The sequence below is a fragment of the Acinetobacter sp. DMC2 genome (genome assembly GCF_056314305.1).
On sequence record NZ_JBQUYP010000001.1, the window covers coordinates 846503 to 871750 of the forward strand.

General features: G+C 37.3%; 14 protein-coding genes and 1 pseudogene. 6 read left to right on the forward strand and 9 right to left on the reverse strand.

Annotated features, from left to right (window positions below):
- Positions 1 to 177 precede the first annotated feature (177 nt).
- Positions 178 to 1290: an MltF family protein gene (locus tag ACT53H_RS04055; protein ID WP_004790511.1), complete on the forward strand. Its 1113-nt coding sequence runs from the start codon at positions 178 to 180 to the stop codon at positions 1288 to 1290.
- 90 nt (positions 1291 to 1380) lie between these two features.
- Here ACT53H_RS04055 and ACT53H_RS04060 read toward each other — a convergent pair whose 3' ends face one another.
- Together ACT53H_RS04060 and ttcA are read right to left on the reverse strand one after the other, a co-directional pair.
- The gene (locus ACT53H_RS04060) at positions 1381 to 1764 is read right to left on the reverse strand and encodes an SCP2 sterol-binding domain-containing protein (protein ID WP_002118641.1); all 384 of its coding nucleotides are present in this window, start codon (positions 1762 to 1764) and stop codon (positions 1381 to 1383) included.
- A 205-nt stretch (positions 1765 to 1969) separates the two neighbouring features.
- Positions 1970 to 2875: a tRNA 2-thiocytidine(32) synthetase TtcA gene (ttcA, locus tag ACT53H_RS04065; RefSeq protein WP_238613029.1), complete on the reverse strand. Its 906-nt coding sequence runs from the start codon at positions 2873 to 2875 to the stop codon at positions 1970 to 1972.
- Positions 2876 to 3380: 505 nt separating this feature from the next.
- On the opposite strand from ttcA, the gene ACT53H_RS04070 reads away from it, so the two are divergent.
- Positions 3381 to 4238, forward strand: coding sequence for a lytic transglycosylase domain-containing protein (locus ACT53H_RS04070; RefSeq protein WP_476008670.1), 858 nt, complete (start codon positions 3381 to 3383; stop codon positions 4236 to 4238).
- A gap of 107 nt (positions 4239 to 4345) precedes the next feature.
- Here ACT53H_RS04070 and ACT53H_RS04075 read toward each other — a convergent pair whose 3' ends face one another.
- Positions 4346 to 5146: a hypothetical protein gene (locus tag ACT53H_RS04075; protein ID WP_440202687.1), complete on the reverse strand. Its 801-nt coding sequence runs from the start codon at positions 5144 to 5146 to the stop codon at positions 4346 to 4348.
- 189 nt (positions 5147 to 5335) lie between these two features.
- On the opposite strand from ACT53H_RS04075, the pseudogene ACT53H_RS04080 reads away from it, so the two are divergent.
- Together ACT53H_RS04080 and htpX are read left to right on the forward strand one after the other, a co-directional pair.
- Positions 5336 to 5452: pseudogene (locus ACT53H_RS04080) on the forward strand (lytic transglycosylase domain-containing protein); the annotation flags it as partial.
- A 246-nt stretch (positions 5453 to 5698) separates the two neighbouring features.
- Positions 5699 to 6604, forward strand: coding sequence for a protease HtpX (gene htpX / locus ACT53H_RS04085; protein ID WP_002118851.1), 906 nt, complete (start codon positions 5699 to 5701; stop codon positions 6602 to 6604).
- 49 nt (positions 6605 to 6653) lie between these two features.
- On the opposite strand, the gene ACT53H_RS04090 is transcribed toward htpX, so the two are convergent.
- Both ACT53H_RS04090 and ACT53H_RS04095 read right to left on the reverse strand, forming a co-directional pair.
- Positions 6654 to 7229, reverse strand: a complete 576-nt coding sequence (locus tag ACT53H_RS04090; RefSeq protein ID WP_440202688.1) for a DUF4112 domain-containing protein — start codon at positions 7227 to 7229, stop codon at positions 6654 to 6656.
- Between the two features lie 72 nt (positions 7230 to 7301).
- Positions 7302 to 10397, reverse strand: a complete 3096-nt coding sequence (locus tag ACT53H_RS04095; protein WP_476008671.1) for a multidrug efflux RND transporter permease subunit — start codon at positions 10395 to 10397, stop codon at positions 7302 to 7304.
- Positions 10398 to 10660: 263 nt separating this feature from the next.
- Here ACT53H_RS04095 and ACT53H_RS04100 point away from each other — a divergent pair, with 263 nt between their 5' ends.
- A complete protein-coding gene (locus ACT53H_RS04100; protein ID WP_476008672.1) occupies positions 10661 to 11803 on the forward strand; it encodes a glycerophosphodiester phosphodiesterase in 1143 nt (380 codons plus the stop codon).
- Between the two features lie 44 nt (positions 11804 to 11847).
- Here the strand turns inward: ACT53H_RS04100 and ACT53H_RS04105 are convergent, their stop codons facing one another.
- On the reverse strand, positions 11848 to 12810 hold the full coding sequence (locus ACT53H_RS04105; RefSeq protein WP_476008673.1) for an MBL fold metallo-hydrolase: 963 nt from the start codon (positions 12808 to 12810) through the stop codon (positions 11848 to 11850).
- Between the two features lie 105 nt (positions 12811 to 12915).
- On the opposite strand from ACT53H_RS04105, the gene ACT53H_RS04110 reads away from it, so the two are divergent.
- Positions 12916 to 13290: a diacylglycerol kinase gene (locus ACT53H_RS04110; protein ID WP_004790498.1), complete on the forward strand. Its 375-nt coding sequence runs from the start codon at positions 12916 to 12918 to the stop codon at positions 13288 to 13290.
- A gap of 170 nt (positions 13291 to 13460) precedes the next feature.
- Here the strand turns inward: ACT53H_RS04110 and groL are convergent, their stop codons facing one another.
- The 3 genes from groL to ACT53H_RS04125 all read right to left on the reverse strand — a co-directional run bounded on the left by groL (position 13461) and on the right by ACT53H_RS04125 (position 25038).
- Positions 13461 to 15095, reverse strand: a complete 1635-nt coding sequence (gene groL / locus ACT53H_RS04115) for a chaperonin GroEL (RefSeq protein ID WP_004790490.1) — start codon at positions 15093 to 15095, stop codon at positions 13461 to 13463.
- 58 nt (positions 15096 to 15153) lie between these two features.
- On the reverse strand, positions 15154 to 15444 hold the full coding sequence (locus tag ACT53H_RS04120) for a co-chaperone GroES (protein ID WP_002120604.1): 291 nt from the start codon (positions 15442 to 15444) through the stop codon (positions 15154 to 15156).
- A 240-nt stretch (positions 15445 to 15684) separates the two neighbouring features.
- Complete coding sequence (locus ACT53H_RS04125) at positions 15685 to 25038, reverse strand: Ig-like domain-containing protein (RefSeq protein ID WP_476008674.1); 9354 nt, start codon at positions 25036 to 25038, stop codon at positions 15685 to 15687.
- Between the last annotated feature and the right edge of the window lie 210 nt (positions 25039 to 25248).

The window sequence follows — 25248 nt, forward strand, 5'->3', positions numbered from 1 at the left end:
CAATTTTTAACCTTCCAGAAAACTATGTAGATTTTCTACACAGTTTGTTTTTTTCATTTCATGTCATTTTGAATGACGTCATGACTGCCCACCCCTTATTGAATTTATCAACTTTTAGAAGTTATGGCAGCTTTTTGTCTAACTTTTGGGGCATAAATTACCTGTAGCGGAGACAACATGCACAGTAATTCAAGTTCAGGGTCGAGGCTTTGCCTTAACTCTTTATTTTCTTCTCTCCCGTTAAAAGCACTTGCACTTAGTACTATGCTTTTTCCATTTCATAGTATTAATGCAGGAAAAACCCTACAGTACAATACTGTAGTAAATACAAACACTTTAACTGTTGTTGCGGTAGAAAGCCCGACAACCGTTTTCAAAGAAGATCAGTTTTTACATGGTTTCGGTTACGACTTAGCCCGTAACTATGCACAAAGCCTTAATGTAAAGCTGGACTTTAAAATCGTGGCAGACAATGCCACTGCCCTTAGATGGGTTCAGCAAGGTAAAGCAAACTTTGCGATGACTAGTGCTGGTTTAAGTACCATCGAGAACAAAGGTTTAATGTCTTTTTCTGCAAGTTGTGGTGACACAGCCGATTTGCAAAAAAACGGTTTAAATCCTGAGTTAAGCTGGGTGTTTAAACAAGCTGATGACCCCCTCACCCAGACCGCTAGTGGCTTTGTATGCCAAAGTAAGCAAAATGGTGTGACTCAGCAACTCGCTTCTTTCTATAATCGTAATGTGGTGAAACCAGAAGCTTGGTCAACCATTCAACGTGACTTAACGACGCGTTTACCGATTTATAAAGCGAGCTTTAAACAAAGTGCAGCTAAATACGATCTCGACTGGCATTTACTTGCCGCAATTGGTTATCAAGAATCATATTTAAAGCCAGAATCTGTTTCTCCCACAGGTGTTCGTGGCTTAATGATGCTGACCAATAGCACCGCTCGAGCAATGGGTGTGAGCAATCGTAGTGATCCAGCTCAAAGCATTCAAGGTGGCGCGAAGTATTACGACCAGATGTTAAGTGAATATGATGATATTCCTTTCCCTGATCGGAACTGGTATGCGCTGGTGGCCTATAATATGGGACCAGGTGCGGTAAACCAGATTCAGAAGCGCTTGCAAGCACAAGGGAAAGACCCGAACCAATGGGTTAATCTCTACGATTATTTGCAAAGTAATAAAACGCGTAATGGTCGATATAAGCAAGCGGTTCAATATGTCACTCGTATTCGTGCTTATCTTGAACATATCAAAACAGCGCAAACACGAATCAATATCTAATTTTATTATTTAAAAGTTGATAAATTCTTTGTTTGTGTGAATAAAAAGCTTACCTCTTAGGGTAAGCTTTTTATATGAATTCTTTTAGAATTAAGCAGTATGCTCTAATACTTTCTTAAACAAATCTTTTTGTTCTTGGCTTGGCTTAGCTGTTTGTAAAGCCATTAATTGAGACATATCGCCTTGAACTTTAATTTTACCAGTCATGAATGCCTGCATAGCAGCAGCCATATCAAACTCTAAGAATACTTTACGTAAAGTTTCAGCATCCATATTTAAAGTTGTTTTGGCATTTGAAGACAAACCTTTTTGGATTTTACCCCCATCTAAAGCTAATTCGGTATTTCCAGAAGCATCTGTAACTACTAAATTAATTGCCAAATTCGCAAGAGCAGGTGGCAAATTAAGATCCCCTGCTTCAGCAGTTAATTTTTCGACAGTAGCAAACCAATCTTCAGTTAAAAATGCAGGCATGATTCTTCCTCAAATTTATTTGTTCAATTTCTCTAGTTGTCTATCCAGACAACATCATGTGAAGCAATTCTGCTTGAGCGTTGTTATAGCATGTAATTTAAATTTAGGGCTATGACTTTTTGTACGGAACATTCATTTTTTAGTATTTTGATACATTAAAGGCACTTGTTTATAAAGTGCCTTTAACATTGTCTATGTCTAGCGTTTATTCAGCAGCAAAGCTTAAGTTTACGACATCTAAACGGTTTTTAAGCTCTTCCGGATCTTTAAAATCTAACTCGCGCTGAGAATCTAAAGCTTCGAAATCGAACAATTCACGGTCTGCTAACTGAGACGGTGATACGTTTTGTAACGCACCGAAAATACTGTGTAAGCGTTTCGGATATTTTTTATCCCAATCACGTAGCATTTCATTGAGCATGGCACGCTGTAAATTTTCCTGCGAACCACAAAGGTTACATGGAATGATCGGGAACTGACGCAATTCTGCATATTTGATGATGTCTTTTTCTTCAACATATGCCAATGGACGAATCAAAATATTCTTCTTGTCCGATGATAAAAGCTTTGGAGGCATCGCCTTTAAACTTCCGCCATGAAACAGGTTTAAGAAGAACGTTGCAAGAATATCATCGCGGTGATGCCCTAAAGCAACTTTAGTCGCACCAATTTCTTGTGCAAAGCCATATAAAGAACCACGGCGTAAACGCGAACATACTGCACAGTAGGTTTTACCTTCCGGTGTTAAACGTTTAGTAATGGTATAGGTGTCTTTTTCTAAAATGTAATATGGAATGTTATTCTCTTCCATATAACGAGGTAACACATCTTCAGGAAAGCCCGGCTGCTTTTGGTCAAGGTTAACCGCAACAACATCAAAATTGATTGGTGCAATACGCTTAAACTGCAACATGATATCGAGCAAGGTATAACTGTCTTTACCACCAGACACACACACCATGACCTTATCGCCCTCTTCAATCATATTGAAGTCACGAATAGCATGCCCAACTTGACGGCGAAGCTTCTTGAGCAAACGGTAATAGGCCGAGCTTGTTGGAAGTTCAGGCTTAAAATTAAATCCCTGATTGGACTCAACTGGCGCGTACATAGACGAGATATACCCATAAATAAAAATACCGCGCAATTTTATATGATTCGGAAGAGAATCGCATCAAAAGAATAGTTTCAATTCTTGAAGCCGTAACATTGCTCATGCATGATGCAAAAGTGATGCTCTACTTTTGACTGAAGCGTTCAAAAAATGTGCAAAATGCTTACTTTTTGGACTTTTCCACAGTTTTCCACAAAACCTGTGGATAAAATTGTGGATTTCTTCGTACTTGACAAACTGTTTTGACCTTCTGTTAAGGGTTTTATTTAAATTGATCATTTTTTAACCAATGTTTTTTACCCTTTAATATCAACATGTTATTCAAGTCAATAGAATCATTTTAAAAATAATTTTTAATTTTTTTTGATGAGCATTCGAACAAAACAGCTTGATTTTTTGAAAGAGTCGAAATAAAAAAAATTACACAAAAGTTCTTTAAGTAATATTTTTTGATAAACTCTTTGACAAGTTTTAAATACCTTAAAATTGTGAATAACATAAAATGAAAAATTCGGTTCAATTTCTTATTTCTTGTTTGCTGGGGATGACCACTTTTACGGTCGGCATAACTTCGAGTTCAGCAGGCCAAATGTATGTCTACCAAGATAAAAATGGTAGTACATTGATCACCAACCAAAAAAGTTATGATCACTCACTTAAAAAAGTAAAAGTGACCTATTACCCTGATAGTAATATTCATAGTTATAAAAACTGGGGAGCGTCAGAGGCCTCTGTTCTGCCAAGCTACAATAAAAATAAAAATGCTTTTGACCATATTATTAAACAAGCTGCTCTACAACATGGTGTATCTGAAGGCTTGATTAAGGCTGTCATGCATACCGAGTCAGGATTTAATGTCAATGCCCGCTCTCCAGTCGGAGCGCAAGGTCTTATGCAGCTCATGCCTGCGACTGCACGTCGATTTAACGTGACCAATGCCTTTGATGCTCAGCAAAATATTTTTGCAGGTGCAAAATATTTAAGCTGGTTACTCAAACGTTTTGGTGGCAATACCCAAATGGCATTGGCTGCTTACAATGCAGGTGAAGGTAATGTTGATAAATACGGCGGGATCCCACCTTTTCGTGAAACACAAGATTACGTGCGCCGTGTAACCAGCCGATATCAAAATTTGTATGCGTCAGGTGTAGGTGTAGGTTCTTCAATTTTGGATTCAAGTAGTAACAATACTATTACTTTAGCAAATGATACATCATTAATAAAAAATCAAACTAAGCCAACACCAATACCCCATAATAATCGTGCGATTATTCAACAAGGAAATAGTTTTAGCTATGCACAAAATAAGACTTATTCTACAGATAAAGCAATTGCATCTGCAAATATCTCATTCAATTAGGAATAATGAAATATAAAATATGATCAATTAAAATGTACATATTCGTATAATATATTTTAATTGATCATATTTAAGAAGCTTAACTTAAAATTAAGCTTCATAAAATATTAATTAGAATCAATAAAAGCTCCATCTGTTAATTGAATTATTTTTCTTTTATTTTTTAATTTTTCATTCTCATCATATTCTTGTGAAGTACTAATCTTATCACTTCCATTACTATTTATAGTTCTTTGAGAGGCATTCTTTCTTTGACGTATGTTAAACTCAATCTCCTTTTCAGCCTCTTCTAAGTCATATAAATCCTTTTTTAATGAATTTACTTCTTGTTCTTTTTCTTCAATTGCCTGTTTTTCCCATTTTTTTAATGTTGCGGTGCTAAAAACTTTTCTTGTAATAGGAACAACTTCCGAAACACATCGATAGTGATATTCTTTTCTTGTATTCTTAGGATAAATGTAATTAGGATTTAATCGATTCATTGAACTTTTTTTAAATTCTGCTATATGAAGACTTCCTTCACTAATACAATCATCATATGTATTATAAGTATAATCAGTATTATATGGAGTATTAGAAATTAGACCTTTTCCTTCATATAAGGAAAAAATAACATAACCTGTAAAACCAATTTCTTTTGAGGTTACTTCTGGCATAAGTAATGCTGGTTTTGGTTTACCTGCTTTTACCCAATTTTTATATTCTCTTTCAAATTCTAGTTCGTTTTTTTTATAAAAGACTAATTGATTGTTAGTTAACTTCGCTTGAACTAGTTTCATAGATGGATTTTGACTTTTTTTACTTGTTAACATAGTACTTCCATCTAAATTTTCATAGACATACATAACCCCTGGCATAGCATTTATAGGAAATAAAGCTACGAATGTAAATAAAATCAATTTTTTCATTATTGATAGTATTCCTATTGATAATTATCGAAATTAATTATTTTTGAATATCTATCCTATTTTATTGATAATAATAAAAAAAACAAGATTAATATGATCTATATATTATATTTCTACGTTTTATCAGATATATTTCTTTCGGTAAGTTCTTATCTAATGAACTTAACTTAAACTCCAGTTCTAGCCCCTAAATATTCCAATTCTCGTCAAATTGTGACTTTATCTAATGGAACATTTACTGATGCGCCTACAGGTACTTATGTCACAAACAATGCCACAGCAATTGCACATATCCGAATAGAGTAAGAACGTTTACTGAGGGTTTATTCCGTCAAGTTTATGTGCTTTAAATTGTAATGATCTATTACCTGATCCTTACCATTTAGGCGAATTTAGCCAATTATTCTTTAAATTTCGGTACATTCTACTTCGTGAAAGAATGTATCAATTCCTTATTTTTATCTTGAATTTTTCCCCTAAGCCCCGCATATTAGCTGCATGATTTAAAATTTGTAAATCAGATAACATTTTATTTATAAGAGGATTTTCTCAATGATGCGGATTGGTTTGTTTTTGCTTACCAACCTCGCGGTACTGGTTGTAGCTGGCATTATTTTGTCACTCTTCGGTGTCGGTAGTTACCATGGCGCGGGTGGCTTGAATCTAGGCAACCTTTTAGTGATCTGTTTTGTGTTTGGTATGGTGGGATCTTTAATCTCGCTATTCATGTCAAAATGGATGGCTAAGAAAACGACCGGTACAGAACTGATTGACCCGAATGCTCCTCGTAACCAAGCTGAAAGCTGGTTATTGCAAACAGTCGCTGAACTTTCTCAACGCGCTGGTATTAACATGCCAGAGGTTGGTATTTTTCCATCATATCAATCCAATGCCTTTGCAACAGGCTGGAACAAAAATGATGCCTTAGTTGCCGTTTCATCTGGTCTACTTGAGCGTATGAACAAAGATGAGCTACGTGCTGTGCTTGCGCACGAGATTGGTCACGTTGCGAATGGTGACATGGTTACCCTCGCACTCATCCAAGGTGTCGTGAACGCCTTTGTTATGTTCTTTGCTCGTGTAGTTGGTGACTTTATCGACCGTAACGTTTTTGGTCGTCAAGATGATGAAGCCCCTGGTATGGGTTACTTCATTATTACCATGGTATTGGATATCGTCTTTGGTATTCTCGCTTCTGCCATTGTGATGTGGTTCTCTCGTTATCGTGAATACCGTGCTGATGAAGCAGGTGCACGTTTAGCAGGTAAACAAGCAATGATTTCTGCATTATTACGTCTACAAGCTGAGACTGAAATGCCAGATCAAATGCCAAAAGAAATGAAAGCTTTCGCAATTGCGGAAGGTAAAGAACAAGGTTTTAGCTTAGCTGCTTTGTTCCAAACCCACCCAACAATTGAACAACGTGTGGCAGCTTTACATCAATTAGATTGCCCATAAAACGTTTAACGTGAAAAAATAAAGCCTCCAACGTGAGGCTTTATTTTTATTAGATGGTTTGATAGAGACCCCACAAATAACTTGCACCCCACCAAACAGCGAAGCCAATTAAAAGTAGTACAAACGCGCCTAATAAATCGGGTATATGCAACCATAACCAGCTCACCACAGGATTACGCCAGAAAGCTGAGTGCTGCTGCTTCTTTTCGAGTTTTTCATGCAAATATGGATGAACAACATGAATATCGCTCTGAATCGCATATTCTTCGCGTATGTGCGTATGAACCACATCTAATGCTTTTCTACTAGGACGTATAAAAATATCAAAAATAGTCCCAGCAACGGGAACAAAACCCACTACAGCATCTACAACTGCCAGTTTGATAACTGGAGTTAACTTATGTTGTGGTACACCAATCTGTTTAGCTTTATAAATCGCATAACACGTCAGCACAAAACCTGCGACATCACCAGCAATTGGAATCGTGCTCAGTGCAGCATCGGCACCGATGCCCTGCTTTGTAAAAGGAATACGCACTGCGCTGTCCATCATGGTGGCAAACTTGGCAAGGTCTCGTTCTAATGCGATGACCTGTTGCTCTGTTAATTTTTTTTCTTGAGGCATCTAAATCAAATATATGAAGAGAAGTTAAACTTAATATACTTGATTTAATGCCTTTTTTTAAATTGTTTACTTTTAACTAGATGGTTTCGATCTAAATAGTGAACGCAATAACACATACATAACTGGAATAAAGAATAAAACCAGCACCGTACCAAACATCACGCCACCTAAAATACTAATACCGATTTCTTGACGGCTCACAGCCCCAGCACCTTGAGCAAACACGAGAGGAACCACACCTGCACCAAAAGCTAAAGATGTCATTAAAATCGGTCTTAGACGCAAGCTAGCGCCCTCTAAAGCCGCCTGAATGGCATTCTTACCCTTTTCTTGAGCCAAGGCTGCAAACTCAACAATTAAAATTGCGTTTTTACATGACAAACCAATCGTGGTTAACAGTGCAATCTGGAAATACACATCATTTGGTAGTCCAAAAATATAAGAGAAAATGACACTTCCTCCGACGCCTAGCGGAATAGAGGTCATCACAGCGGCTGGAATGCTCAAACTTTCATATAGAGCGGCTAAACATAAGAAAATAAAGCCTGCCGAAATTAAATACAACCAGACGGCCTGATTTGTCGACTTCTGTTCTTCAAAAGATAAACCTGTCCAAGCTAAACCAACATCTTTTTGCTGATTTACAAGTTGTTCAACATCTTTCATTGCCTGACCTGAACTGCTGCCACTCGCAACATCTGCCTGTAACTGCAAGGCGCTATAACCCATATAGCGTTTTACGATTTCAGGAGCGCCACCCCAACTAAAGTTAGCAAATGAACTAAAAGGCACCATTTCATTTTGGTTATTACGTACAGACCAATTATATAAATCTTCAGGTTTCGATCTGAACTCGGCATCACCTTGAATCATGACACGCTTAATACGGCCACGGTCAATAAAGTCATTCACATATGTTCCACCCCATGCGCTCGACAAAGTGTTGTTAATTGCAGGGAGTTCTAAACCATTTGCTAATGCTTGTTTCTGATCGATTTTGATATTGAGATTTGCTTTACTATTGGTTGATTGCTTATCAAAGTTTTCAAAAGTTGAATAATTTTTACTTTGAGTTTGCAACTGACGGAAGGTGCTATCTAGAAAATCTTGTCCTTGCCCATTTAAATCTTGAATCCATAAATCCATACCATCGGTTTGACCCAAACCATTAACCGAAGCAGGTAATGTCACATTAATTTGTGCATTATTGAATTGACTAAAATATTTCATCGCACGCTTTTGTATAGCGTCAGCCGAATTTTCTTTATCAGTACGTACATCCCAAGGTTTTAGAGCAATAAATCCTTGTGCCAAGTTCTGCCCTGTACCAGAATAATTTCGACCATAGCGGATTAAAACCAAATCCACATTCTTATCTTCTTGGGTTAAGAAGTATTGACGGACTTGTTCTCCAATTTTCTGACTTTGCGAAATTGGTGCACTATCAACAAGCTTAATTTGAACACTTAAAATGCCTTGATCTTCTTTGGGAATAAATCCACTTTTTAAACCGCTATAAAACAGCATAAACACAGCGATCAAAGCCACAAAAATGACCACAACCGATTTACTGTAGCGAATGCTTGTTTGGACAATTTTTATATATTGATTTTTAAGTTGATCAATTTTTTGGTTAAACCAAACCGCCCAACGCATAGGCTCTGGATTAGGCTTTAAAATTAAAGCGCATAACGCAGGTGTAAGCACTAAGGCAACGACGAGCGATAACGCCATAGCGGCAACTAAGGTAATGGAAAACTGGCGGTAAATCACCCCAATTGAGCCACCTAAAAAAGACATTGGAATAAAAACAGCAGTTAATACCAATGTAATCCCAATTAAAGCACCACTAATTTCGCCCATTGACTCAATCGCAGCTTCTTTGGGTGTTAAGTGCTGTTCATGCATAAGCCGTTCAACGTTTTCTACGACTACAATCGCATCATCCACTAACAAGCCAATGGCGAGTACCAATGCAAATAAGGTTAAGGTGTTAATACTAAAACCGAGCACATATAAAACAGCAAAAGTTCCTAAAATAACAACTGGAACGGTAATACTCGGAATGAGTGTCGCGCGCCAGCTTTGCAAGAACAAGAACATTACCAAAATAACTAAAATAATGGCTTCAATAAGGGTCTTTACGACTTCCTTAATCGACTCTTGAACAAACGGCGTGTTATCTCGTGGATAAACAATTTTATAACCCGCAGGCAATTTAGTTGTCAGCTGATCTAGAGTTTGATGGATGAGTTTAGAGGTCTGAATGGCATTTGCGCCCGAAGATAACGAAATACCTAAACCAGCGGCTGGATAGCCATTAATGGTATTAAAAGACTGATAATTTTCTGCACCCAACTCGACTCTAGCAATATCCTTTAAATAGACATAACTCGCTGTTTGATTGGCTTTCACCACAATATTTTTAAAATCTTCAACTGTTTTTAGTCGAGAACCAGCTGTAACTTTAGTATTTAAATATTGCCCATCAATAACAGGTAAATCGCCAATTGCACCCGCAGCCACTTGGGTATTTTGAGCGGTGATTGCACTGGCAACATCACTTGGCATTAAATTATATTGTTTTAATTTATCAGGGTTTAACCAGATTCGCATTGCATATTGCGAACCAAAGACATCAGACTCACCCACCCCTTCAATACGGTTCAGGTTATCGACCACGTGTGTCGTTAAATAGTCTGATAGCTCAATATTCCCCGCTTTACCAGTCGAGTCATATAAACCTACTACCATGAAAGTATCGCCCAGAGACTTACTTACCGTCACCCCTTGACGTTGTACTTCATCTGGTAAACGTCTTATCACGCCACTAATGCTATTTTGTACTTGTACCTGTGCCGTATCTGGATTTGTTCCATTATCAAAACTAATGGTAATTCGGCTACGTCCCGACGAGTCACTGGTAGAACTAAAATAAAGTAAGTGATCAATACCTTGTATTTGCTGTTCTAAAATCTGAGTAACACTTTGCTCAACCGTTTGTGCATCTGCCCCACTATAACTTGCCGATACTGTAATTTTTGGAGGTGCAATATCGGGATAGCGTTCTACTGGCAAATTCAGTACCGAGAAAATACCAAATGCCATAACAATAATTGCAAGTACACTGGCAAAAATAGGGCGCTGAATAAAAAATTTAGATAGCATGGCTGCTCAGAATTAAATCGTCAATTAACAGGTGGCAATACCGAATTCGGCATCTTGATCATCAACGAGCGATATATAAAAGACAAGTAGAATTAACACAATAAATGCAATTAGGACAAAAACAAAGCAGGAAGGGCTATTTCCTACAAACCCATAAAGAAGGTTTTAACAAGTGTCACTGAAAATTCATGAATTCTTCATGATCACGTCAAACTCAATAAGCAGACTAGAGCCGTTTCAACTAAAACAATATGAGTAGAATTATGTTTAAAAGAGCAATTTTATGCTTAAGTTTAATTAGCTTGGTTGGTTGTAATGACGATGATAAAACTGAAAACACACCAACTACACCAGAGTATCAACTTCCTAAGATTTTAGTGATTGGGCACCGTGGCGCTAGCGCTTTACGTCCTGAACACACTTTAGCTTCGTATCAAAAAGCCATTGATGATGGGGCGGATTTTATTGAACCAGATTTAGTGTCTACAAAAGACGGCGTGTTAGTTACTCGTCATGAAAATGAGATTGGTGGAACAACCAATGTAAGTACGTTAACTCAGTTTGCAGACCGTAAAACAACAAAAAATATTGATGGTAAAGACCTAACAGGTTGGTTTACAGAGGACTTCACTTTAAGTGAATTACAGCAGCTTAAAGCGCGTGAACGTATTCCAGAGTTCCGACCTGCAAACACAGCTTATAATGATCTCTACCCTGTCCCGACTCTAGAACAAGTGATTGAGCTGGCAGAAGCAAATTATAAAAAAACGGGAAAAATTATTGGCTTATATATTGAGACTAAACATCCGACTTACTTTAAAAATCATAATCTGGCAATGGAAGATACCCTTCTTAAAACCTTAGCCAAATATAAATATACACGTGATATTGCACCTGTCTATTTACAGTCTTTTGAAGTTCAAAACTTAAAAGATTTAAAAAGAGAGCTTGATCTTCATAAGACACTTAAATATGCACAAATTATTCAATTATATGACGCTAAAACTTCGCAACCAGCCGACTTCGTTGAATCTGGTGAAACTAAAACTTATGCTGATTTAGCCACAGCAGAAGGCTTAAAAGATGTTGCTAAGTATGCAAACGGTGTAGGACCAAGTAAAGGTTATATTCTAAACTTTAATGACAAAGGTTCAGTTCAAACGACTTCGTTTATTTCTGATGCGCATAAAGCTGGCTTAAAAGTACATCCTTATACTTTCCGTCCAGAAAATAATTTCTTACCAAAGCCTTTAAAATGTAGTCAAGATAAACCAGCTGAGCGCTGCCCAACTGGTGCTTTAAAAGAGTTTGAAGCCTACTTCAAAGCAGGTGTTGATGGAGTCTTTACAGATGACCCAGCACTTGGCCGTGAAGCCGTTATTAATTATGAAAAAGCCGCAAAATAATTAAAATTTTTAATAAAAAACAGAGCAATAAATGCCCTGTTTTTTTATTTCTCTACAACATTATCAAAATAAAGTGGGATCCACTGATATTGCTCAGCATTTACTTTATAAACATGGCCAATGCCTGGGAATGGTAAATGTGGTGCTGCGACCCATTGCTGTTTATTTGAAATTTCAGCGAACATTTTTAAACGGGTATTAATCGCCTGCTCAGAATTCACATCAAAATCCACACCAGTTTTTGGAGCATCAAACTGCAAAGAATGTGAATGAACAATGTCTCCAACAAAAATAATTTGCTGATCATTACTCTTTAAGCGAAAGCTATGATGCCCAGGTGTATGACCGCGCGTATCGATCACTTCAAAACCTTGAATAACATCACCATCTTTAAATGTCTTGAATGCTTTTTTTGCTTGATATGGAGCAAGAGCAGTTTTTACATTTTTAACAGTACCCAAATAATTTTCTTTTTTGTCTGCTGGTACTATCCTTTCAGAAGCAGGATTTAACCAATAATCAGCTTCGCGTTCATGTGCATAAACGGTTGCATTAGGAAATACGGCTTTCCCATTTTGAGCAATTCCGCATACATGGTCTGGGTGTAAATGTGTGAGCAACACTGTTTTTACATTAGCAAGTTGATAACCTGCCAATTCAATATTTTTTGCAATCGAACCCAATTGTGGGCCAAAACAACTTGCTGCCCCACTATCAACAAGCGTTAAACTCTTACCATCATCTACTAAAAATGCATTGACCGAAGTTTGAATACCCTTCTCATTCACAGCAGCATATTTAGTTAATATTTTAGTTTTCTCAGTCTGATTTAAATTTTTAAACAAGTTAGGATTTAGATAAATCGTGCCATCAAGTAAAGACGTTACCCGGTATTTTCCGAATTGATGCTTATAATATCCAGGTACTTGTTGAGTAAGAGTTTGCTCGGCATACGCAGCATGCATGCTACAAAATGCAAGACTCAAAGCTACACAAATTTTTTTCATCTCTTCTTCTCTATTCAGTTATAAAGTCAAAATCTTTAAAAAGATTTAATAATTTTTTAAGACCCAAATTATATAATGCATGAAATGTGTCAGAAATATAAGTAAATGAATAGCTATTCTCCTTATAAGGGTAAAAGTGGTCTTAAACGCATACTCAATGCAACGGGCTACTCGATTTCCGGATTTAAAGCAGCATATAAAAATGAAGCAGCTTTCCGTCAAATTGTTTTGATTAATCTTATTTTAATTCCAGTTAGTTTTTTTCTTGACGTAACCCGCAGTGAACACGTCTTACTCATTATTGTATGTCTATTTGCAATGATCGTTGAATTGTTCAATTCGGCTATTGAAGCAGTCGTTGACCGAGTTTCTCTTGAAAAACATCAGCTTTCTAAAAATGCAAAAGATATGGGAAGTGCAGCTCAATTTGTTGCACTTTCTATCATTGCGATTACATGGTTGTTTATTTTATTAGGATAAAAAAAACCATGCTTATAAGTAAATAAGCATGGCTGTAACAAAGAGGAACTTCTAGCTGCTGTTCCTGTTTTTTAATATAAGTTATTGAACTTAACTATTTCTTAAAATCACTTAAAAATAAAAAATCCCTGCATAAGCAGGGATTTTTTGGTTAAAGCGTTGATGCGTTATTACATCATTCCGCCCATACCACCCATACCGCCCATATCTGGAACAGCTGGTTTATCTTCTGGAATGTCAGTAATCATACATTCTGTAGTTAACATTAAACCAGCTACAGAAGCAGCGTGTTCAAGTGCAGAACGAGTTACTTTAGCAGGGTCAAGAATACCCATTTCTAACATATCGCCATATTCGCCAGTTGCAGCGTTATAACCGAAGTTACCTTCACCCGCTTTAACTGCATTAATCACTACAGATGGCTCATCACCAGCGTTTGAAACGATTTGACGAAGTGGAGCTTCAATCGCGCGGCGTAAAATATTGATACCCGCTGTTTGATCTTCGTTAGCACCTTTTAGGTTGTCTAATACATTTACAGCACGTACTAGCGCAACACCACCACCAGCAACCACACCTTCTTCAACTGCTGCACGAGTTGCATGAAGTGCGTCGTCTACGCGGTCTTTCTTCTCTTTCATTTCAACTTCAGTTGCCGCACCGATTTTAATTACAGCAACACCGCCTGCTAATTTAGCAACACGTTCTTGTAATTTTTCACGGTCGTATTCTGAAGAAGATTCTTCAATTTGAGCACGGATTTGCTGAACACGCTCAGCAATAGCAGCTGCATCACCAGCACCATCAACAATTACAGTGTTTTCTTTTGAAACAGTGATCTTGTGTGCAGTACCTAAATCTTGAAGAGTTGCTTGTTCTAAAGACATACCAACTTCTTCAGAAATAACAGTTGCGCCAGTCAAGATTGCGATGTCTTGAAGCATTGCTTTACGACGGTCACCGAAACCAGGAGCTTTAACAGCACATACTTTGATAATACCGCGCATGTTGTTTACAACAAGTGTAGCAAGCGCTTCGCCTTCAACATCTTCAGCGATGATAAGAAGTGGTTTACCAGTTTTCGCAACTGCTTCTAAAACAGAAATCAATTCACGAATGTTGCCGATTTTCTTGTCAACAAGAAGGATGAACGGGTTTTCAAGCTCAGCCGTTAAAGTATCTTGCTTGTTTGCAAAGTACGGAGAGATATAACCACGATCAAACTGCATACCTTCTACAACGTCTAATGCGTCTTCGAAGCCAGAACCTTCTTCTACAGTGATTACGCCTTCTTTACCTACTTTTTCCATCGCTTGAGCGATAAGTTTACCAACAGTAGTATCAGAGTTAGCAGAGATAGAACCAACTTGTTCGATCGCTTTAAAATCATCAGCAGGTTTTGCATTTGAACGGATATTTTCAACTACAGTTTTTACTGCGATATCGATACCACGTTTTAAATCCATTGGGTTCATACCTGCAGTTACAGATTTGATCCCTTCATTTAAAATTGCTTGAGCAAGTACAGTTGCAGTTGTAGTACCGTCACCAGCGATGTCGTTAGTTTTGCTAGAAACTTCACGAACAAGTTGAGCACCCATGTTTTCAAACTTGTCTTTTAAAGAAATTTCTTTAGCAACAGTTACACCGTCTTTAGTGATGTGCGGAGCACCGAAAGAACGGTCAATCACTACGTTACGACCTTTAGGGCCTAAAGTCACTTTAACCGCATCTGCAAGTACGTTTACGCCTGCAATCATTTTTGAGCGAGCTGAATCACCAAATTTTACGTCTTTAGCTGACATATTAAACTCCGAATCTTTTTAAATACTGAATCTGATAATGAATTGAGTTATGGATTGATTAGCCTTCCAACACAGCTAAAATGTCTGACTCTTTCATGATTAAGAGTTCTTCACCACTTACTTTCACTGTTGTACCTGCATAAGTACCAAACAATACTTTGTCACCAACTTTAACATCCAAAGCACGTACGCCATTCTCAGTGATTTGACCATTACCAACTGCAATTACTTCACCTTGAGATGGTTTTTCAGCAGCAGAACCTGGAAGTAAAATACCACCAGCAGTTTTGGTTTCTTCTTCTACGCGACGAATTACAACGCGATCATGTAATGGACGAATGTTGCTCATAATTAACTCCATCAGACTAAGTCTTTTTGATTAATCGTTATTGCTTTAATCCAGAGCAATAACAAAATATTTAGATGTCACTTTTGTGGGGATGAAAAAAAAGGCTTCAAGGGGAAAATGAAAAAAAACTTATCTTTTTTGGTCATTTTTTAACAGGTTGTGAAGAGTTTTTATTAAATTTAAAGCACAAAATAAAAGAGGCTATTTTCACAGCCTCTTTTATAAAGATAAATTTTAATGTTAAACAAAGAGTTGCTGGTTATTCAACAATTCATCTAATGTTGTATTTATCTGATTTAAAGTTATCAATGACACACTACTAAACCTTGTACCTTCTCCATCTCGGTCAAGACTAATAGTCGTGTTTCCAGCATCTTGCTCTACATTAATAAATTTCGCTAATGTGGTCACATCTTTAGAATAGTCAATTAATAGTTCACTTAAATCAATTTTGTCAGCTTGGAGGTCAGTTCTTACATCACCTAAAGTAAAATCTAACACTGTGTCATGTCCATTTCCGCCTGTCGCATCTTGGCTATTTAGCAATTGGAACAGAATGGTATCGGTACCTTCATTAGTCATATACGTATCGTTACCTTCACGCCCATTCAAAACGTTATTACCAGAGTTACCTGTTAAAAGATTATCTAAAGCATTACCTGTTGCATTTAGATGGGCAGAACCAACCAGCTCCAAGTCTTCAACATAACGACCACTTTCCAAAAACGAATCTACGGTCATGGGATCATTTACTGTTTGATATAAACCAACCAAACTGTAATTAACAGAACTGATAATTTTATCATGTCCTCCTAAATCTAGATCTTTAGGTTCAGACCCAACTGGTTGTGTTCCCAAATAACCACTTTGAACCCACACATTTTCGTAATGACTCGTATCTATCCAAGTCTCTTCATTATGACCATCAAACACATATTGTTGCTCATAATAGCCTTGCTCAATCCATTGAGATTCATAATGCCCATCTTGAATGAGCTGTTGTTCAAAATGTCCAGTCTCTTCAGTATAAGGACCCGTTAGTCCATATCCTGACTGCCACTGATTTAAATTATAATCATAATAATTATTCACATATTGATTATACGAATCATCATCTAAATAGTAGTTTACTCCATTTTGATCGGTATAAACATCTCTTGTGCCATCAACGATCCATGTATCTTGATAATAGCTAGTATCAATCCAAATATCTTGGGAATAACTTGTATCTATCCAAACATTTTCAAAATGGCTTGTATCTACCCATATATGATCAGTATAGCCAGAAATTACCCATTGCTCTTCGTAATAACTGGTATCTACCCAGACTTCCTCAAGTATCTCAATAATATCAACCGTATACTCTTGAATAAAATCACTCTCATGATCAACTACATAAGTATTATCAGTAGCATCACCTTTAAACTGATCAATGGTTATGTTCGGTAAATCATTAATTACTTGATTAATGATTTCGCTACGATTTCCAGCACGATCAATAACAGTAAGGTCAAATGATGTTGTATTTACATAGGCATCGATAGAGAAAGTTCCATCTGCCAAGACGGTAGTATTCGTTACAGAAGGTTCTTGATCAGCAAAATAATAAGTGACTTCAACAGTAGCATTGCTTTCGGCATGACCTACCAGCAGCCTACCCCATTCATTTATGGCAAGCTGCGTGGCTACATTCGGTGCTGTTGTATCAGTTGTAGCAACAATCGTTGTACCTGCGCTCTCATTTTGATTGGCATCCACTACTTTTACCGTTAATGTTTCCCCATGCCAATATTGTGACCATAATTGTGCCAAGAAAGTACCGCTACTTCCGGCAGTGGTCTGACCAATCTGATTGTTATCAGCATCAAAAATATTAACAGTTGAATATGCTTCAGCTTGCCCTGAAAGTATATTTCCATCTGCTAAAACAAGCTGAGTTGCTGCATTTGGCGCGACGATGTCTATAGGTGCTTTAATGTCGGTATACGCACTTTGATAGCCATTTTGTTCCACAACAATGCGTAAAATTTGTCCATTCGCCTGAGGTGGGTATAACGGAATATTAAAGTGTCCTACTTCATCTACATAGCCACTGGCAATAGCATTATTATGGACATCAAAAATCCGCACCTCACTATTTAGTGAAGCTGTTCCCTCAATAAAGAAACCATTTTCAGATACAAAGACGTGTTCTACGGATGGTGGTGCATTAGAGTCTGGATTAAAAGTAATATTAAGTGGGGTACTTATATTTTTGGCTAAATCGATTGCCGTGATAAATAACTGCTCTCCACGTAATAGGGGTGGATAAATACTAACATTGAAATTTCCAGACATATCTGTTTGGAACTCGGCTCTTACATCCCCATCCGCATCTATTATCTTAATAGTTGCTTTTGAATCAACCCATCCAGTGACACTATCTCCATAATTACTAATCACCACATCGTCAATCACTGGAGCAATATTGTCTAAAGGCGCAATAATTTCAGAGATTGGGCTATATTGATTGGTATTCTGGTCATAAACTCGAACTTGTAATATCTGTCCCTTTAGATAATAGTCATTTAACTCAATAGCAAAACTACCATCTTCGTTCACGACACTGTTCCACCCCCAATTAATGCTTTGACCATCAGTAGATGTGACAACAATCGTCATTCCTGCTGTCGCCTTACCTGTAAGAATATGGCCATTTACATCCAATTTTAGCTCTGTTGCAGCAATTGGTGAGTTCGTAAATACAGGTACTAACTGATGAGCAACTTCACTTCGGTTGCCAGCAATATCTTTGACAACAATACTCAAATTTTGTGTCTGATATTGGCTCAGATTGATCCATTGATAAAATTTTCCATCATATCCAACATACATTGTTGTGATAACTGCACCATATTGATCAATAATTTCAATCGTTGCATTTGGCTCAGCCTCACCAAAAAGCAATCCGTCGGAGGTTAATGTAATATTTGCAGCAGCTGGCGGTGCGACATCATCAATTAAAGCATTTTGTTTAACCTCAATACTTCGGTTACCTGCTATATCTACAACGGTGAAAGTTAATTCCTCTCCATGTAAATAGACTTGATTAAAATAACCTGACACATTACCCGCACCATCTACATAACCAGAACCTATCACCTCACCCGCAGCATTTTTGACTTCAATCCGAGTATTTACTTCTGCTTGCGCCGTAAAGTTTTGACCGCGTGAGTCGAGCACAATATTCTCAATCGGATTTGGTGCGATATCATCAATCAAAGCATTCTGCTTGACCTCTATACTACGGTTCCCCGCTCGGTCAACGACAACAAAAGTGAGCTCTTCGCCATGTAAATAGACCTGATATAAGTAACCAGAAACATTACCCATGCTATCGGTTGAACCAGATCCTACAACCTCACCAACAGCATTTTTAACTTCGATTCGACTATCTGCTTCCGCTTGCGCTGTAAAGTTTTGACCATTTTCATTTAAGATGATGTTTTCAATCGGATTTGGTGCAATATCATCAATTAAAGCATTTTGCTTAAACTCGACACTTTGATTACCTGCTTTATCTATAACGATAAAAGTGAGTTCCTCACCTTTTAAATAAACCTGATTGAAATAGCCTGTTACATTACCAGTGCTATCGACATAACCATAACCGACAAACTCACCCGCAGCATTTTTGACACCAATAAAACTATTGGTTTCTGCTTGTGCCGTAAAATTTTGCCCATTTTCGTCAAAGATGATGTTTTCAATTGGATCTGGCGTAATGGTATCCACCAAAGCATTGAACTTAAGTTCGACACTTTGATTGCCCATTCGATCTATGACAACGAAAGTTAATTCTTCTCCATGTAAATAAACTTGGTAGAAGTAACCTGTCACATTACCTGCGTTATCTGCAGAACCATGACCTATTAACACACCCTCAGCATTTCTGACTTCTATATTACTATTTGCTTCTGCCTGCGCTATAAAGTTTTGACCGTTCGGATCAAGTACAATATTTTTAATCGGATTTGGCGCAATATCATCAAATGGAGCCTTAACTGAAACAACATCACTCACATTTCCAGCTCGATCTTTAACAATAACTGTGAATTCTTCACCATGTAAATTAGAGCTACCCAAGAAAATAGTGAATGTACCATCAGCATTTACACTCTGACTCCACGTATTCACCTGTTGACCATTCTGATCAAAAATCTGGATGAAGGTATTTGGCTCTGCTACACCAGAAAGGGATGAACCATCTTCACTAAACGTGAGATTACTTGCAGCCACAGGAGCAATATCATCAAGCGGTGCTTTTACAGTAACCCCACCACTCAAATTACCAGCCCGATCTACTACAACTACCTTAAACTCTTCGCCATGCAAGTAGTTACTGTATAAAGAGATGTTAAATGTTCCATCCCAATTAACATTATTATTCCACTGATTTACCAATTGACCATTCTGATCAAATATTTGAATCGTAGCATTTGGCTCAGCCATACCAGTTAGATATGAACCATCTTCGCTAAATACTAAATTAGTCGCATTTTCTGGTGCCGTATTATCAAGAAAGGCTGCTTGTTTTACTTCAACGCTACGATTACCAGCTTGATCAATCACAACAAAAGTGAGCTCCTCACCTTTTAAATAAACTTGATTCAAGTATCCTGAGACATTACCAGCACTATCTACATAACCAGAACCTACAACCTCACCTGCAGCATTTTTAACTTCAACTTGAGTATTTACTTCTGCCTGAGCTGTAAAGTTCTGTCCGTTCGCATCAAGTAAAATATTTTCAATTGGATTTGGTGCGATATCATCAGTTAAAGCGTTTTGCTTGATCTCTGCACTACGGTTACCCGCTCGGTCAACGACAACAAAAGTAAGTTCTTCTCCATGTAAATAGACTTGATATAAATAACCTGACACATTACCAGCGCCATCTACATAACCTGAACCTATGACCTCACCCGCAGCATTTTTGACTTCAATTTGAGTGTTTGCTTCTGCCTGAGCTGTAAAGTTCTGTCCGTTCGCATCAAGTAAAATATTTTCAATTGGATTTGGTACGATATCATCAGTTAAAGCGTTTTGCTTGATCTCTGCACTACGGTTACCCGCTCGGTCAACGACAACAAAAGTAAGTTCTTCTCCATGTAAATAGACTTGATATAAATAACCTGACACATTACCAGCGCCATCTACATAACCTGAACCTATGACCTCACCCGCAGCATTTTTGACTTCAATTTGAGTGTTTGCTTCTGCTTGCGCCGTAAAGTTTTGACCGTTTGAGTCGAATACAATATTTTCAATCGGATTTGGTGCAATCTCATCAATCAAAGCATTCTGCTTAACTTCTGTACTACGGTTCCCCGCTCGGTCAACGACAACAAAAGTAAGCTCTTCGCCATGTAAATAGACCTGATACAAGTAACCAGAAACATTGCCTGTGCTATCTGCTGATCCATAACCAATAATGTCACCATTGGTATTTTTAATTTCAATCTGGCTATTCGCTTCAGCCTGAGCTGTAAAGCTCTGTCCATTGATATCTAATACAATATTTTCAATCGGATTTGGCGCGGCATCGTCATTCAAAGCACTCTGCTTGACCTCTGCACTGCGGTTACCCGCTCGATCTACTACAACAAAAGTAAGTTCCTCACCATGTAAGTAAACTTGCGGGAAATAACCAAATACATTACTTAAGCTATCGGTATAACTAGTAGTAATCTTATTTCCATCCTGATCGAATACATCAATAGAGCTTCCCGCTTCTGCCTGAGCTGTAAAGCTGTGGCCATCTTCGTTGAAGATGATATTTTCAATTGAATTTGGCGCAATGGTATCAATTAAAGCATTTAGCTTAAATTCAACACTTCGGTTACCAACTCGATCTATGACAACAAAAGTAAGTTCTTCACCATGTAAATAGATTTGACTGAAAAAGCCTGAGACATTACCCGCATTATCTGTAGAGCCCCAACCCGTCTGACTACCTAATGAATCAAAAACTTCAATCCGACTATTTGCTTCTGCTTGTGCTGTAAAGTTTTGACCGTTGGCATCAAGTAAAATATTTTTAATTGGATCCGGTGCAATATCATCAAGTGGAGCATTTATTGAAACAGCTTCACTCACATTTCCGGCTTGGTCTTTAACGGTGACCGTGAATGCCTCTCCATGTAAATTATTGCCACCTAAGAAAATAGTAAATGTACCGTCCGAGTTTATGGTGTTATCCCATATATTCACGAGTTGACCATTATGATCAAAAACCTGAATCGTAGTATTCAGTTCTGCTACACCCGTAAGATATGAACCATCTTCTGAGAAAACTAAATTACTGGCTGGTGTAGGAGGAACTGTATCAGCAGTAATTACAGTATCGGTGCTTATTTGACCACGAGCATCCTTAATTGATAAGAACAACTGCTCACCATCAACAAGAGGGCGATCAAGTTGGAGTTTAAAATAACTTGATCCATTCCAGCCATTATCTTCACCGACTTTAATTTCAGCTACGATTTCCCCTTTGGCATCTTTAACAATGAGAGTACTATTATTTTCAGCTTGCCCACTTATTACTCCGTCCGAAGTAAAGCTATCTACATATGGGGCAAAAGCATAGTTAGGTGCCTGTATCTGAGCAGCTAAACTTACATTTCCATTTACATCGGTAGCCGTGACATAAACTGTCTCGGCATTGGTTAAAAACATACCGAGCTCTATCGAGAAACTTCCACTTTCGTCGGTCCAGTTATTCCAGAACCATTTATTAAGAATGTTTCCTTGTCCATCTTTAACTAAAATTTCAGAGAAAGGTTCTGCATGACCATAAACTAAATCACCAGCATCATTGAAATTTAAATCTGTTGGAATAGGTGGAGGAGTGAGATCTACAACAATATTCTGCTCAGGGCTCATCAGACCTTTATTATCAATAATTTGAACGGAAATTTGCTCTCCATCAATTAAAGGTCTATTTACACTCAAGCTAAAATGACTAAATTCATTCCAACTATTGTCATCACCTAATGTAACCTTTCCTAATTCATTACCGTCAGCATCACGCACAATTACCGTACTATTGTTTTCAGCAAACCCAGAAATTAAGCCTTCTTGTGTAATACGTTCAACATATGGAATATAAGCAAAGTTTGGAACTTCGATTAGGGCTTCACTCGTATTTTGATTTTTATCTACTACTTGTACAGTAACCGACTCACCTTCTTTTAAAAATTGGAACACAGGTAAACTTGCAAAGCCTTGTTCATCTGTAACACCGTTAGCGATTAGATTTCCTGTTCCGGAAAACACAAGAATAAGGCTGTTAGGTTCATTGACATGTACTGATAAAGTTTCGCCACTGATATCAAATTGTGGAGTTTCTAAAAATACTGCGGGCGTATAGTCTGCAGTAATATATTGTGGATGGCCTGAAACATTATCTTTATCTATAGAGATAATAATTTGAGTACCTTCCTTCACAGGTTGGTCGAGGGACAAAGTAAATGGTCTAACTTCACCTAATGCCATTACACTAAAAGGTGTAATACCTGAGCTCTCAAATGCAATAGAGTTAAACTCTTGTAGAATATTTCCATTCTGATCTTTTACAATAAAATGACTGCCTTCAGTCGCATAACCAGTGATCACACCTTCTGGACTAATTCGTAAAATACTAAGAGCTGGAACTTCAGTAACTAGTCCAATTGATGAATTTTCACTGCTGTATCCATTATAAGTAGCAATTGCATAAACCTCATCATTTGAGCTAATTGAAAGATTCTTTAAGGTAAATTTCCCCTCTCCATTGGCTATTGTACTTGCAAGCCAACCACCATTTTTATTGTAGATATCGACTATACTTCCTTTATATGCGCTACCCGAAATGATAGCTCCATCTATATTATTAAAAGTTAGAGAATCTAGTTTTGGTGAATTCGGAGTATGATCTACATTATAATTTTGAATCTGTTTAATAATCGCTGTATTGCCAGCTTGATCAGTAAGGCTAATATCAATTGATATATTGGTTTGCGATTCTTCTGACCACAAGAACTCTGCTGGAATTTCAGCAACCCATTCTTGGGTTAGCTCATCAAAATGAAAGTTATAAACAACATTATTTAATGTCGTATTTATTGAAGTCAGTGAGCTATTTAAATCTATTGGTAGATTATCTACGTCCAGTCTTATAGAAATAACTTGATCTTTTTCAACTAGACTTATTGTATTGTCTTCAGTAATCGGCTTTACAGTTACTGTAGTTGATTCAACATTTAAAGAATTATCTACAACCACTTTTTGTACAGCGGTTTCTGAGGTATTGCCTGCAAGATCCGTTACTACGGCTTTATAGTGATAAATACCGTCAGCTAAATCTTTTTGTTCAGCTGTTGTTTCCTGCCAAGTTTTTCCTTCATCTTTCGAAATTTCATAGTGGTCTAGTAAAGCAGCTTGTTCGCCGATCACAATTGGTTGAGTTAGCTCCAAAGTAAAATTATTATCTTGCGTAATCAGATCCGTTGCTGAGACGCCTGTATCGCTCAAATCAGATAAAGTCAGTTCACCTGCTTGGGGTGCTGTGGTATCCACAACCACTTTTTGTATAGCAGTTTCTGAGGTATTACCTGCAACGTCTGTTACTACAGCTTTGTAAAGATAACTTCCATCAGCTAAATCTTTTTGAGTTACTGTTGTTTCCTGCCACGTCTTACCCTCATCTTTCGATATCCAGTAAGTGATTTGGCTATTTACTTCTTGTCCGCTAATCTTTAAATCAAAAGTTTGATCTTGCGTAATCAGATCCGTTGCTGAGACGCCTGTATCGCTCAAATCAGATAAAGTCAGTTCACCTGCTTGGGGTGCTGTGGTATCCACAACCACTTTTTGTATAGCGGTTTCCGATGTATTTCCAGCTCGGTCTGTTACTATAGCTTTGTAAAGATAACTTCCATCCGCTAAATCTTTTTGAGTTACTGTTGTTTCTTGCCACGTCTTACCATCATCGGTAGAGACCAAATACGTTACTCGACTTCCACTTTCCTGTCCCTCAATTTTTAAAGTGAAGTTTTTATCTTGAGTGATCTGGTCGGTTGTTGAGGTGCCTGAGTCTAAAAGATTTTTGAGAATCAAATTACCTGACTCAGGAGGCGTCGTGTCTTTAGGATCTTTCCTTGACAATAAAGCAATTGTTCCTGCGCCCGCTAAAGCACTGACCACCCCAGTCCAGAGAGGTACAGAAGATGAAGAGTCTATAATTTTTGGTGCATCTTTTACTTCTAAATAATTAACAGTAGTCTGCCCAGTAGCATCTTCACCTAAACTGGCAGTCCAATAACTCTGCCCTTCATTTAAAAGAATTTGCGGATTTTCACTAATAAAATAGTTTTCTAAAATAATTTCAGTTCCATCTTTTAGATGAATAATTGCATTATTTCCCTCTCTTGTTATTGAGGCAATTTTTTCTGGGCTTATATCGATTTTTGCGATTTCTTTAGGATCTACTACAATAGTTTTTGTCTGGCCTACATCAATATCAACTGTATTATTTTTTGAAGCATTATTTGCCATTAATGATACTTGTACCATTTATCCACCATGAAATTTTAAATAATTATTAAGTTTTTCTAAAATATTAAGTCAATAGATACTCATCTTATAAAATATTATTAAATTTCATAAAATACTAAAACCCTTATTATAGCTAGTTAAAAACACGGCTTTTTATATAGTTAAAAATTTTTATGTATCCATTAATATTATTTTTAAAATGATAAAACATTTAAAATGTTTTCCTAT